The sequence below is a fragment of the Streptomyces albicerus genome, assembly GCF_008905045.1.
In the GTDB taxonomy this organism is placed as follows: Bacteria; Actinomycetota; Actinomycetes; order Streptomycetales; family Streptomycetaceae; genus Streptomyces; species Streptomyces albicerus.
Genome location: NZ_VWMY01000069.1, coordinates 45,331 through 57,181, shown reverse-complemented (window position 1 = coordinate 57,181; position 11,851 = coordinate 45,331). Strand labels below are relative to the sequence as shown.

13 protein-coding genes and 2 pseudogenes are annotated in these 11,851 nt (G+C 68.2%); 10 read left to right on the top strand and 5 right to left on the bottom strand.

All coding sequences use genetic code 11. The features are described 5' to 3' along the window. Positions 1–63 precede the first annotated feature (63 nt). Positions 64–1,118, top strand: a pseudogene (locus GAS53_RS58840) (IS630 family transposase); the annotation flags it as partial. 213 nt (positions 1,119–1,331) lie between these two features. Here the strand turns inward: GAS53_RS58840 and GAS53_RS58600 are convergent. Then, on the bottom strand, positions 1,332–2,108 hold the full coding sequence (locus GAS53_RS58600; RefSeq protein WP_404829408.1) for a transposase: 777 nt from the start codon (positions 2,106–2,108) through the stop codon (positions 1,332–1,334). Positions 2,109–2,422: 314 nt separating this feature from the next. On the opposite strand from GAS53_RS58600, the gene GAS53_RS43610 reads away from it, so the two are divergent. The 6 genes from GAS53_RS43610 (at position 2,423) to GAS53_RS58595 (ending at position 7,331) form a co-directional block, all read left to right on the top strand. After that, positions 2,423–3,931, top strand: a complete 1,509-nt coding sequence (locus GAS53_RS43610) for an FAD-dependent oxidoreductase (RefSeq protein WP_151483328.1) — start codon at positions 2,423–2,425, stop codon at positions 3,929–3,931. A 15-nt stretch (positions 3,932–3,946) separates the two neighbouring features. After that, on the top strand, positions 3,947–5,074 hold the full coding sequence (locus GAS53_RS43605) for a hypothetical protein (RefSeq protein WP_151483327.1): 1,128 nt from the start codon (positions 3,947–3,949) through the stop codon (positions 5,072–5,074). 4 nt (positions 5,075–5,078) lie between these two features. Next, positions 5,079–5,702, top strand: a complete 624-nt coding sequence (locus GAS53_RS43600) for a TetR/AcrR family transcriptional regulator (RefSeq protein ID WP_151483326.1) — start codon at positions 5,079–5,081, stop codon at positions 5,700–5,702. A gap of 84 nt (positions 5,703–5,786) precedes the next feature. Next, the gene (locus GAS53_RS43595; RefSeq protein WP_225859450.1) at positions 5,787–6,101 is read left to right on the top strand and encodes a hypothetical protein; all 315 of its coding nucleotides are present in this window, start codon (positions 5,787–5,789) and stop codon (positions 6,099–6,101) included. Positions 6,102–6,165: 64 nt separating this feature from the next. After that, positions 6,166–6,807, top strand: coding sequence for a M24 family metallopeptidase (locus tag GAS53_RS43590; RefSeq protein WP_151483325.1), 642 nt, complete (start codon positions 6,166–6,168; stop codon positions 6,805–6,807). 272 nt (positions 6,808–7,079) lie between these two features. Continuing rightward, complete coding sequence (locus GAS53_RS58595) at positions 7,080–7,331, top strand: transposase (protein WP_151483324.1); 252 nt, start codon at positions 7,080–7,082, stop codon at positions 7,329–7,331. On the opposite strand, the gene GAS53_RS55625 is transcribed toward GAS53_RS58595, so the two are convergent. Next, entirely contained in the window at positions 7,320–7,523 is a 204-nt protein-coding gene (locus GAS53_RS55625) for a hypothetical protein (RefSeq protein ID WP_192583540.1), read from the bottom strand. The genes GAS53_RS58595 and GAS53_RS55625 overlap by 12 nt on opposite strands. 309 nt (positions 7,524–7,832) lie before the next feature. On the opposite strand from GAS53_RS55625, the pseudogene GAS53_RS43580 reads away from it, so the two are divergent. Continuing rightward, positions 7,833–8,491: pseudogene (locus GAS53_RS43580) on the top strand (DUF4158 domain-containing protein); the annotation flags it as partial. A 39-nt stretch (positions 8,492–8,530) separates the two neighbouring features. Here the strand turns inward: GAS53_RS43580 and GAS53_RS43575 are convergent. Beyond that, the gene (locus GAS53_RS43575; protein WP_151483323.1) at positions 8,531–8,965 is read right to left on the bottom strand and encodes a winged helix-turn-helix transcriptional regulator; all 435 of its coding nucleotides are present in this window, start codon (positions 8,963–8,965) and stop codon (positions 8,531–8,533) included. A 77-nt stretch (positions 8,966–9,042) separates the two neighbouring features. Between GAS53_RS43575 and GAS53_RS43570 the strand changes: the two genes are divergently transcribed. Next, positions 9,043–9,567 carry a VOC family protein gene (locus GAS53_RS43570; protein WP_151483322.1) on the top strand — a complete coding sequence of 175 codons (525 nt, stop codon included), beginning with the start codon at positions 9,043–9,045 and terminating at the stop codon, positions 9,565–9,567. Positions 9,568–9,900: 333 nt separating this feature from the next. On the opposite strand, the gene GAS53_RS58590 is transcribed toward GAS53_RS43570, so the two are convergent. Next, a complete protein-coding gene (locus GAS53_RS58590; protein WP_404829409.1) occupies positions 9,901–10,455 on the bottom strand; it encodes a nuclear transport factor 2 family protein in 555 nt (184 codons plus the stop codon). On the opposite strand from GAS53_RS58590, the gene GAS53_RS57105 reads away from it, so the two are divergent. Next, positions 10,345–10,686 carry a hypothetical protein gene (locus tag GAS53_RS57105; protein ID WP_225859454.1) on the top strand — a complete coding sequence of 114 codons (342 nt, stop codon included), beginning with the start codon at positions 10,345–10,347 and terminating at the stop codon, positions 10,684–10,686. The two genes, GAS53_RS58590 and GAS53_RS57105, sit on opposite strands and share 111 nt — an antisense overlap. Here GAS53_RS57105 and GAS53_RS43560 read toward each other — a convergent pair whose 3' ends face one another. Beyond that, positions 10,687–11,793 (bottom strand): class I SAM-dependent methyltransferase, encoded by a 1,107-nt coding sequence (locus GAS53_RS43560; RefSeq protein WP_151483320.1) that lies wholly within the window; start codon positions 11,791–11,793, stop codon positions 10,687–10,689. It lies immediately after the preceding gene. Positions 11,794–11,851 lie beyond the last annotated feature (58 nt).

The following is an 11,851-nucleotide window of genomic DNA, read 5'->3' as shown; positions in this document are numbered from 1 at the left end:
TACTGACCTTGTTGGCGTGATGTCGTGGCTGACAAGTGGTAGTTGGCGCGGTAGGCCGGTTGCATGAGATATCCGCAAGGAGGCGGGCTGACTGCGGAGCGACGGGCGTTTCGCGAGCACATCCGGATGCAGGCGGCCGAGTTATTCACCCTTGGACACGACAGCGTCGCGGTCGCCAAGCAGTTACGTGTCAGTGTCCGGTCGGTACAGCGATGGCACCAGGCATGGGAACACGGCGGAAGGCCGGCCTTGGAGTCGAAGGGGCCGGCGTCCAGGCCCAAGCTGAGTGAGGCACTGTTTGAGGTGCTCGAGCAGGAGCTGGCCAAGGGGCCGGTAGCACACGGCTGGCCGGACCAGACGTGGACACTGGCGCGGATCAAGACGCTGATCGGGCGTCGGTTCCACAAGAGCATGACGCTGTCGGCGATCGCGCAGATGCTGCACCGGCACGGCTTCAGCCACCAGGTCCCGGCCCGTCGCGCGATCGAGCGCGATGAAGAAGCTGTCACCGGGTGGGTGAAGGAGACATGGCCGCAGGTGGAAACGCCGTGGCGGCGCTCGGGGCCTGGCTCTGCTTCGAAGACGAGGCCGGGTTCTCGATGACGCCGCCCACGGCCCGCACCTGGGCCAGGCGCGGACAGACACCCATCATCCGAGTGCGGGGACGCTCCCAACGCCGCTTCTCCGTTGCCGCTTTGGCCTGCTACAAGCAGGGCGAACGTTCCCGTCTGATCTACCGGCCCAAGCGACATCTCGATCACAAACGGGCCGGCAGACGCAGTTTCACCTGGACCGACTATCGCGACCTGCTGACCACCGCCCACCAACAGCTCGACGCGCCGATCGTGCTCGTATGGGACAACTTGAACGTGCACAGGGACAGACGGCTGAGGGAGTTCATCGACGCCCACGACTGGATCACCTGCTACTTCCTGCCGGCCTATGCACCTGACCTCAACCCCGTCGAGGGCATCTGGTCACTGCTGCGACGCAGCAGCCAGGCCAACACCGCCTTCACCCACCCTGAGCACCTCATGTGTTCACTGCGGCACGGCCTCCGCAAGATCCAGTACCGCAGCAACCTCATCGATGGATGTCTCGCTGAAACCGGCCTCACCTCGACGACATCGCGCCAGCAAGGTCAGTANAAGATCCAGTACCGCAGCAACCTCATCGATGGATGTCTCGCTGAAACCGGCCTCACCTCGACGACATCGCGCCAGCAAGGTCAGTAACTTCAGCAACCGGAGGCCCGGAATCAGAGAGATAGTTGGCACTTTGGTACAGCGCAGGTCACAAGGGGTGCCGCCGCACTTGGGCATCCAATCCAACTAGCCCCCTCGGCTGCGACGAGCGCGGCACGCTCCAACTCCTGGTCCATGCCGCAACCATCGGTCGCCGTCGGTGAAGGCGACATTGGCCAGCGGGCCGCGCCGTAACAGCGACCAGATGCCCTCAACCGGGTTCAAGTCCGGTGCATAAGAAGGCAGTTGCACGATGGTAAGCCCGTCATGCTCGACCGCGTACTCGCGCATCCCGGCGGCCCGGTGGGTGGTGAGATTGTCCCAGACGAGGACGATGGGGGCCTTGAGCTGTATGTGAGCACGCACGACCAGGTCGCGGTAGTCGCTCCAAGCGAAGCTGTTGCGCCCCTTGCCCCGGCACTTGCGGTGCCGGCGGAGCCGGTAGATCAGGCGCGACACAGACTGCCAGGACCAGTCATGGCGGTGCAGCAACCGCCACACCGCCGCCATCGAGCAGTCGACCTGGAACTTCCAGGCGATCACCGCTCTGATCCGCGCCACGGTACACCGCTGGTCTTCCCAGCCGTGCTCGGCCGGCCCGAGCGCCAACTCCTTCTCTAGTTCGGCGAACTGGCCATCCGACAGCTTCGGCAGTTTCGGCGGCCCCGCGGAAGCCAGGGCATCCATCCCGCCCTGCCGCCAGGCCCGCCGCCAGCGCTCCGCCGACCGGTCACTGACCCGCAGATCCTTCGCGATCACCGCGTTCTTCTCGCCGCGAGCGAACCGCTCACCCGCCTCATACCGGATCCGCTCCCGAAACCGCCGCCGCTCCGTGGTCAGCCCGCCACCTTGCGCATGCCGCATACCACCGGCCCTACCGCAGGGATCACCACGCGTCACCCGACAACACCCCGAAGAGATCAGTAAGTGCAACTTCAGGTTGAAACACGCTCGATGAGAACTGACACCGGTCATGGGCATCGACCGGAAGCGGAGCGGCGGGACTCCCTACACCAAAGGCCACGTGGGCGTCCCAGCCGGCCGTTGCCCCGGCTGGACCGTGGGAGGTCACTCCGCCGGACCCGACGTCTCGCGGGAAGGGTGGCATGTTCAGACCGTACCTGTTACCTTCCCCTCCGCTCATACATTCAGTCATGACATGTATGAATGGAGGCAGCATGCGGGGAAAGACGGCCGTGGTGCTCGGCGGCAGCGTGGCGGGGCTGTGCGCCGCGGGAGTGCTCGCGAGGCATTTCGACGAGGTGATCGTCCTGGAGCGGGACCGGCTCCCGCCGGACGCGCAGCATCGGCGGGGCGTGCCGCAGAGCAAGCACCCGCACTTCCTCCTCAACTCCGGGCGTCGCGCGATTGGCGAGATCTTTCCTGGCTTCGAGGAGGCGCTGATCGCCGCGGGCGGGATGTGCCTGATGCCGTCGATGGACGCGGCGTACTGCGAGAACGCCGGCTGGGCCCCGCGCAAGGCTGGGTCGATGACGATGGTCTACAGCTCCCGCGTGCTCATCGAGCGGGTCCTGCGCGACAAGGTCCGCGAGCTCCCGGCCATCGAGATCCGCGAGGGCGTGACCGTCACCGGACTTCGTTCCACCGGGGGCGGCACCGCGCGCGGGCGCGTCGAGGGAGTCGAGTACCGCGCGGGCGACGACTCGGGCCACCTGTCCGCCGACCTGGTCGTCGACGCGCTGGGGCGCGGCTCCTCCGTCGCCGACTGGCTGAGCGCGGCGGGATGGCCGGCGCCGCCGGAGAAGACCCTTGACGCCAAGGTCACCTACACGTCGCGGTGGTACGACCTGCCGCCCGCCGACCGGCGTCCGCAGGCGTGGTGGTGGAAGCACCTGGTCGTCACTCCGACGCAGGACACCGGCGACCATCCCGAGGAACACGAGTTCCTCAGCAACTTCTTCCCGATCGAGGGTGACCGCGCCATCGTGTGCATGGGGGCGTGGGGCATCCGGATGCCGCGCGAGGTCGACACCTTCGAGGCCGCGGTGGACCGCGTGCGGGCCAGGTCCTTCGGGCAGGCGACGCGTGCCTGCACTCCGACCTCCGGGGTGCACCTCACTCGCTCGACCGGCAACAAGTGGCGCCGCTTCGACCTGCTCGACCAGCCCCCGCTCGGGCTGATCTGCGTCGGTGACTCGATCTGCGCGTTCAACCCGTTCTACGCCCAGGGGATGAGCTCGGCGGGCCGCTCCGCGCTCATCCTCGCCGAGATGTTGCACGGCCACGACGTCCTCGACCTCGCCTTCTTCCGCGAGTTCCTCGCCCGGCAGAAGAAGTCACTCGACGTGCCCTGGATGCTCGCGATGGCCCGTGACCAGGCATATGACTTCGCGACCGGGAGTGAGGTCGTCGCTCCCTGGCGCCGCAAGCTGGCCGCGCGCCTCAGCTGGCCGGTCTTCAACGCCATCAACGCCACGAGCCGCGAGGACGCCTACGTCGAGCGGACGTTCGCCCAGGTCTTCAACCTCGACATGTCACTGAGGGAGATGACCACCGATGTGCGGTTCTGGTTCGGCATCGCGCGCTACAAGGTGCGTCAGCGGCTCGGACGCACGGTCGTGCCCGGCGGGTTCGACGACCAGCAGGATCCGCCCGGCACCGACTTCACCGGCCAGACCCGCGCCGGCAGCTCGCCGTACGCCGAGACCGACCTCGTCAATGACTGACCCGAGGAGCAGGGAATGAGCTTTTCATGCGACTCAGCGGCCGAGCGCCTCGCTGGAAGGCTCGGTTTCTCCTGCCATGACGCCGATCCCGTCGTGGACTTCCGCAACCCGTTCGGTCTCGAGAACGGCACCATGCCGTTCCTTGAGCTGCTCATCATCGGCGGTGCGGTGTTCGCCCTCGTCCATGCGTGGCAGCGGTGGCGGCGCGACGGCGACCCGGTCAACATCTCTCTGTGGTTCGCCTCGCTCGTCTACCTGGCGGTGATCGAGCCGCCGCTCTACTTCCCGGGCTGGTTCGGCCTGGAGGAGCACGTCGGGTTCATTTTCTCCCACAACGTGTTCACCGTGCAGTTCATGTACGACCGGCTGCCGCTCTACATCGTGGCCTTCTATCCGGCGCTGTCGCAGCTCGCCTACGAGGTGGTCCGCGTTCTCGGCGTCTTCGCGCGACGTGGACTCCTTCTCGGTTCGCTGGCGGTCGCGTTCGTCTGCCAGGCGTTCTACGAGATCTTCGATCAGCTCGGACCTCAGCTGAAGTGGTGGGCCTGGAACCCCGGCAACGAGATGATCAATGAGCCGGCGCTCGCCTCGGTTCCGATGAACAGCATGTTCCTGTTCGCCTCGGTGTCCTTCGGCGCGATGACCTATCTCGTCGTCCGGCTGGTCGGCGCGCAGGACGGCCGAGGCACGCTCACCGGCGGGCAGATCAGCCTGCGCACCGTGGTCGCCGGCGCCCTGACACCGCTCGCGATGACGGTCGCCGGCGTGCCCAGCAACGTCTTCCGCGGTGGGGACCAGCTTGGGATCCAGCAGGCCATCCTCGGTGCCGAGCTCGCCCTGGTCTGGATCGTCGGCCTCTACCTTCTCGCGGACGCCTGGCGCGCGCGGCGAACAGATCGGGCTCCGGTGGCGTCGCCGCTGTTCGCGCGGATCTATCCGGCGCTGTACCTCGGCGTCCACATCGTCCTCTGGCTGGTCGCATTGCCGGCCTACTTCGCGGCGGCCAATGGCATCACCGAGCAGGGCACGCCGATCGGCAGCCTGTGGTACACCGTGCTGTGCACCGTAGCCGCAACCGGGCTCATCGTGGCCGTACTGCGCGCGACCATGTCCCGACGGACCGCAGAGCCTGTGCGATCCTAAGCCCATGGGGCATCACGGCTGGGGAGGCCGGCCTCCCGCATCGGACGCGGAGGCCCGGCAGCGCATCATCGACGCGACCGCCCGCTGCATCGACAGGCACGGCGTCACGAAGACGACCCTGTCCGACGTCGCCGGCGAGCTCGGCGTCACCCGCCAGACCGTCTACCGCCACTTCGGCCGTATCAGCGACATCATCGGCGAGGTGGCGGCCCAGGGCGCCGAGTCGTTCGTCGACCTGATGATCGCGCACCTGCAAGGGATCACCGACCCGGCCGAAGCCGTGGTCGAAGGCATGGTCTTCTGCGTACGGACCATCCCCACCGAGCCACGCCTGAGCCTTCTGCTGCAACTCGGAGACACCACCGCCTTCGGTCGCGGCGCCACCACCAGGGAAACCATCGCCTACGGCGCCAAGATGCTGCAGCGCTTCCCCGTCGACTGGGCCGCCGCCGGCATCGACGAGGACGACCTCAACGGCCTCGCCGAGATCATCATGCGACTCCTGACGTCGCTGCTGCAGCACCCCAGCGAGCCACCGCAGGACGAAACCCGGCTCCGCACCTTCCTCAACCGCTGGCTGGCCCCGGCGCTGTCCCGGACATCAGCATCCGCGCACCCACGTTCTTGAACACTCACCCGGTGACGTAAGAGGCAGGAACGCCGGGCCAAGACCTGCGCAGAGGCCCTGACGGCGGTTGAGGAGTACGTGGAGATGCCGTACCGCATACGGTGCCGGCCGGAGTCCTCGCCCGCCATACGACAACAACTCACCGACGAGGTCAGCGGTCTGCTGGCACGCATGGCCTTCCACCAGGCATGGCTCCATATCGAAGCCACGACGGTCGCGGGCCCCTACGCAACCCTCGTGGCCACGGCCCGCGCGGAAGCCAGCGCACAGATGAGCCTCGCTTGGCGGCAGTCACCGATCACCACCGACACCGGCATGAACCTCGGAATCCCGTACCCCCGGGACCGATCGAACGCGGCCCGGGCCACGTGCATCGAGGTGATGCGCCGTCACCTCTGAGAACGCCCGTGAGCTTGGTGCCAACTATCCCTCTTTTGTGCCAACTAAAAATCCTCGTCACAGTATGGCCGCGGGATACAGCCACGGGTCGCTGCCCCCTGCCATGCACCTGTGGTCGGGGCCGGACGTGGTGGCGGCGGGGCCGCCGGCCTGGGGCCAGCGCGCGCAGGCTCCCCGTGTCCTGGAGGACGGCGATGTCATCTACGCCGAGGTGTTCTCGAGGTTCGGCGGACGCCACGCCCAGAACCAGGTCACCATCGCCGTCGGTGACGTGCACGAGGACTTCCACCGTGCCGCGGACGTGTGCCGCGCGTCCTACGACGCCGGCCTCAAGGCGCTTCGCCCGGGGCACACGTTAGGCGAACTCGTCGACGCCATGCACGAGCCGATCGACGCCGCCGACGGCTGGCCGTTCCTGATCGCGGTGCACTCACTCAACCCCGGGCTCTCCGTGGGCAAGGGCCGCGGACTCTTCAGCCGCATCCCCGGCACCGAAGGGTATCCCCGCGTATCCGACCACCCCACGTTCCTGCCCAGCATGGAACTGGCGCCCGGAATGAGTTTCGCCTTCGAGCCGAACTACGCGTTCGGCCGCCATCTAGCCCACCTCGGAGGCACGGTGGTGGTCGGCGAAGACGCGCCGATCGAACTCAACCCGTACTCGGCACAACTGCTGCACGCGGCAGGAGCCGGGCAGCCACGTTGAGCCGGCCGGCCGGGACCTGCGGTGTGGGCAATCGGTGCGCTGGCTGCGAGCGGGCGGACAAGCCGGAGTTGCGTGCGTGACTGGCTGTTCTCTGACCGTCCGTGGTCGGCGAGGTTCCAACAGGGGCCTGGTCCGGGTGAGTGCGCCGGTGCGGATGCACGGAAGAACGGTCTCTTGGCAGCTCGGGGAGTCGAGCCCCGCGAGGAGCGGGAGGCCCTGCTCCGAAGCCCTCCAAGGATTCAGGGCTTCTCTAATGGCTGTCTGGGTGGACCATGACTTGGGCCGGGCAGGCGTCGGGCATGGTGCGGCGACATGAACTGACCGATGCAAAGTGGCGGAAGATCGAGCCCTTGCTACCGGCCAACGGCCGGCCTGGTGGACAGTGGTCCGATCACCGCACAGTGGTCAACGGGGTGCTGTTCCGGGCCCGCACCAACGTGCCCTGGTCGGTCTGGTGTACCTGCGTCGACACGGCCGGTCTCTGGCAGGTGGACCTGCGGCGCCGCCGGCGGTCAGTCCTGTAGGGAGTGCGCCGCTGCCTCCGGGGCGGGTTCTCGCAGCAGCGGGCGCTCGGGAACACGCCAGTCGATGTCGTACTCCACTTTGTCCGCCCAACTGCGCCAGCCGTGGATCGAGGAGTCGAAGAAGGAGTACGGGCTCACGGATTTGATCCGGGTGGGGCGCTGCTGGTCGTCCCAGGCAAGAACGTCGGCCACCGGGCGGCCAGCGACAAGTGCCCATCCCGGAGCAGGCTTCGTTCCATTTTGGTGGTGGGCTGGGCGGGCGTATGCCTCACCGGTGGCCCGGACACGTCCGACGTCGTGCCGTGCTGTCGCTCGGCGGTTCTTCGAGCTGGCTGGCCGGCCCGGCCCGGGCCGGGCCGGGTGGGTTCCCGGGGCCGAGTAGTTGCGGTACAGGAAGTGCCGCTGAGATTGATCATGGTCAGCTAGCAGACCGGCGGTGGGCTCCGCAGGACTTCGCGCAAGGCCTGCCGGGTGGTTCCCGCGGGTGGCTACGGTCCGGCCGTGCCGGTGGAGTTTCTGACTGACGAACAGGCGGAGGCGTACGGCGCCTTCGCCGAGGTGGCCCGGCCCCACGCCTGGAGCTGGAGCGCTTCTTCTTCCTGGACGACGCGGACCGGGACCTGATCGCGCTGCGCCGCTCGGACGGGCACCGCTTGGGCATGGCGATGCAGATCGGCACCGTCCGCTGCATCGGCCGGTTCCTCGGGGATGATCCGCTGGCGGTGCCGTGGGAGGTCGTGGAGTACCTGGCCGGGCAGCTCGGCATCGAGGACACCTCGTGCGTGAAGCGGTATGCCGAGCGCCGGAGGACGCCGTACGAGCACGCGCGGGAGATCCAGGAGCGGTTCCAGTACCGGGACTTCGGCGACCGCAGGTGGGGGCGGGAGTTCCGGGCCTTCCTGTACGGGCGGGCGTGGACACACGCCGAGGGGCCGGTGGCGCTGTTCAACCATGCGGTGACGTGGCTGCGCCGACACCGGGTGCTGCTGCCGGGTGTCTCGGTGCTGGCCCGGCAGGTTTCGGAGGCCCGTACGGCGGCCGAGCGGCGCCTGTACCAGTCGGTGGCGCGGGCCGCGCACCGCGTGGACCCGCAGCTTGCGCCGGCGCTGAAGATGCTGCTGGTCGTGCCGGAGGGCAGGCGGGTCTCGGAGCTGGAGCGCTGCGTCCCCCGCCGGTGAAGGCGAGCTGGGGCACGAGTGTCATCCAGCGTCGTAGCGGTGGCGCGCGCTCTCGATCTCTCCATGGTGGTCCGTGACCCACTGGGCGAGCGCGTGGACGATGGTGCGCAGGCTCTCGCCCAGTGGCGTCAGTTGGTACTCGACGCGCGGGGGCACCTCGGCGTAGACGGTGCGGGAGACGACCCCGTCGCGTTCCAGGTGGCGCAGGGTGAGGGTGAGCATGCGCTGGGAGACGCCTGGAACCCGCTGGTGCAGGGCGCCGAACCGCAAGGGACCGCGGCTGAGGATGCCGATGACCAGGACCGACCACTTGTCGCCGATCCGGTCGAGGGTCTCCCGGAACCTTTGGCCGTTGTCCGGCCAGCTCTCGCACGGGTGGGGGGCATCGGCAGGCCAGGCGTCACCCGGGTGCGGGGCGGCGGCACGGTCAGGGTCAGTGGTGTGCTTTACGTACATCAATGTGCCTTTTGTGAGGTCCTCGCTACATCCCTATGGTGGGGCTACGCACTAATCGTAACTAAGCCAGGAGTGACATGCCAGTCCAGCGTCTCAACCACGCCGTGCTCTACGTCCGCGACGTCGAACGCAGCGTCGCCTTCTACACCGACCTGCTGAACTTCCGCCTCGACCACCGCCTCCACGCCGACGGCGACAAGGTGCCCGAGGCCGCGTTCCTGAAGGCCGAGGAATCGACCAACGACCACGACCTGGCCTTCATGCAGATCGAGAGCCCGGCTTCCCCGCGGAGCCCGGACCGACGTCCCGGGCTCGCGCACCTGGCGTGGGAGGTGGACACCCTGGCCGAGCTCCAGCAGATCCGCGGCAAGCTGCTGCAGGCAGGTGCGCTGACCCACGAGATCGACCACGGCACCACCAAGTCGCTGTACGCCAACGACCCGGACGACCTGCAGTTCGAAGTGTGCTGGCTGGTGCCCGCCGACAGGATCAACGAGGTGACCCGCGAGGCCTTTGCACCGCTCGACCTGGACGCGGTCATCGCACAATTCGGCGCCGACCTCCCAGGCGGGACCGGCATCTCCGCTCCGGCCCGCCACTGAACCAGCAAACACCGTCTTTCCCCGGCGGGCCATCATGCCCGGCCCGCCGGGGCCCCTCTACCCGTTCGCTGACCTTGACGAGCTCATTCACGCTTACGCGCTGACTGTCCACACCACCGGCGGCCCCGTCCGCATCGACGCTGCCTCGAGGGCGCAGACAGGGGCTCCTTCGCGGGCAAGGACAGCTTGACGTACCGCAAGGACCTCCCTGTGAACCAGGCTCACGACGAGGGCCTGTCCGGCGGATCAGGTCCAGGAGATCGGCGGCGCCTGGTCAGCGCCGGTGAGCGGGGGCGATGGGGGTCGGTGCACGCGAGCCGGCAACGTAGAGGATCAGAGGGGCATTGCGGCTACGCCCATCGTGCAGCCGGGTGCCCTTACCTCGGTGTATCGGGAAGCAGGACGAGGCGTCCGCGCAGGCTGCCTTCGGCCATCCGGGCGTGGGTGGCGGCGGCGTCCTCGAGCGGGTAGGTCCCTGCCACGCGGACCTGGAAGACGCTCCAGCGTCGGCAGCGGCGCCCGCCGTCCGAGGGCCTGATTGATGGCGACGGTGTCCCAATAGAACATCCGGACCTCGGTAAGCAACCCCTCGCGAACTCGCACCACCTGACACACCGGCGGGTTGACGACCTGTCCCGTGGCACGACTACGGGCTTCCAGCGTGGTCACCACCACAACGGTGTCCTCGAACTCGATCAGCTCCGGTGCCGTCTTCGGCCCCATCGCGCTCCAGGTCTCCGTCATGACCTTGAGGAACTTCCGGAAGCCATCCGGCCCGTGCCACTCGCCTCCGTACGGCATCGATTCCGGTTCGTCGAGAACGAACTTCGGGTGAAGGAACGCCTCAGCGGGGAAGTCGGCGGTTCCGCCAGCCTCGAAGTACCGCACCTCGGCCGCGACGAAACGCTCCAGCACGGCAGTCGGGCGGTGCTCGTCGGGCCGCGCTGGTCCATGGCCCCGGACGAGCGGGCCGAGCTGCGCATCGCGCACCCCGGGGTCGTCGAGGTGCGGGCGCTGCGGCTGCTCGGGCGGGTGATCGGGCGGCAGCACCGGATTTCGGTGTACCGGTCGTTCGCTCACGCGGTGACCCGGGTGCGGTTCGCGGGTGGCGCGGGCTGATCACCCCTCGCGGCGGGCGACCACCCGGAAGGCGTTGGAGAAGCGGCTACGGCGGATCAGTGGGGCGAGGAGCTGGTCCAGGGCGAACATCGGGAGGCAGAACGGTATGCCCACCCAGAAGATCGTCTTGGTGACCGTGGTGCCGAGGCGACCCGGGGGCTTTGGCAGCCAGGGCTCGTCGCGGAACGGCAGCAGCCGCAGCACGTACAGCCCTACGAGGGCGGTGAAGTCCACGGGGATATGGGACTTCTCGCGGTCCGTCGCCACCACCGTGAAGCCGAGCCCGGTGAGGGCCTGGCACAGGTTCCTCATGGTCACGAAGTGCTGGTGCTGGGGCTGGAACCACGGCAGCCAGTACCGGCCGAAGAGGCGGCCGAAGGGCGACTCCGGGTTGGGTACCTCGATGATCAGGTGGCCGCCGGGGCGGAGCACGGTGCGGACAGCGGCCAGTTGAGCCCGCGGGTCCGTGGTGTGCTCCAGGCAGTGGAACATGCTCACCGCGTCGTACTGGTCGGCGAGTTCGTCCGCGAGGTCGGGCAGAAAGCCCTGGTAGGCCCGCTCGATGCGTTCCTCGTGCTGCGCTTGGAGCACATGGGCGCCGATGTCGAGCCCGTCGAAGGTGGTGCCGGGCAGCGCTTTCTTGGCCGCCAGGCAGAAGTCGGCGGCCGCCGTGCCGACGTCCAGCCAGCGCTTCGGCCGGGCGTGCCGCCGCACGGCCATGGCCCGGTCGCGGTTGCGTTTCCTGGAGGCGTCGCTGTCCAGGGCGTCGCCGATCTTTTCGGCGTACAGGCCGTCGTAGAAGTCCCGGTAGTAGAAGGCCAGTCCGGCCGCGCTGAGCTGCGGGTTCTGGAATGTGTGACCGCAGTCGCGGCACTGGTCCAGGGTGAAGGTGCCGGGCTTTCGCTGCAGGTGGTCCTTGGTGCGCAGGCGCAGGCGCAGCTGCCGCGCGCCGCACCAGGGGCAGTCTGTGCGGCGCGGCTCGAAGAACCGTGCGATGCCGTCGGCCAGCTCGGCCTGGTACGCGGGGCGCAGCCGGGCGACGCGTTCAGCATCGGAAGCGGGGGGCGGTGGGGCGGGTGTGTCGGGGGGCTGGTTCGTGGTGGCCATGTCCGTGGTCTCCTTCTCGTTCCCACTCTTCGGCACGGCGGTCGCCCTGCCGGTCGGT

Bases quoted from the DNA above. Each gene is read 5' to 3' on its own strand.
- GAS53_RS43595 (WP_225859450.1), top strand. From the start codon at position 5,787: ATGCCGTACCGCATACGGTGCCGGCCGGAGTCCTCGCCCGCCATACGA.
- GAS53_RS43600 (WP_151483326.1), top strand. From the start codon at position 5,079: ATGGGGCATCACGGCTGGGGAGGCCGGCCTCCCGCATCGGACGCGGAG.
- GAS53_RS43575 (WP_151483323.1), bottom strand. From the start codon at position 8,965: ATGTACGTAAAGCACACCACTGACCCTGACCGTGCCGCCGCCCCGCAC.
- GAS53_RS43605 (WP_151483327.1), top strand. From the start codon at position 3,947: ATGAGCTTTTCATGCGACTCAGCGGCCGAGCGCCTCGCTGGAAGGCTC.
- GAS53_RS58595 (WP_151483324.1), top strand. From the start codon at position 7,080: ATGACTTGGGCCGGGCAGGCGTCGGGCATGGTGCGGCGACATGAACTG.
- GAS53_RS58600 (WP_404829408.1), bottom strand. From the start codon at position 2,108: ATGCGGCATGCGCAAGGTGGCGGGCTGACCACGGAGCGGCGGCGGTTT.
- GAS53_RS43560 (WP_151483320.1), bottom strand. From the start codon at position 11,793: ATGGCCACCACGAACCAGCCCCCCGACACACCCGCCCCACCGCCCCCC.
- GAS53_RS43590 (WP_151483325.1), top strand. From the start codon at position 6,166: ATGGCCGCGGGATACAGCCACGGGTCGCTGCCCCCTGCCATGCACCTG.
- GAS53_RS43570 (WP_151483322.1), top strand. From the start codon at position 9,043: ATGCCAGTCCAGCGTCTCAACCACGCCGTGCTCTACGTCCGCGACGTC.
- GAS53_RS43610 (WP_151483328.1), top strand. From the start codon at position 2,423: ATGCGGGGAAAGACGGCCGTGGTGCTCGGCGGCAGCGTGGCGGGGCTG.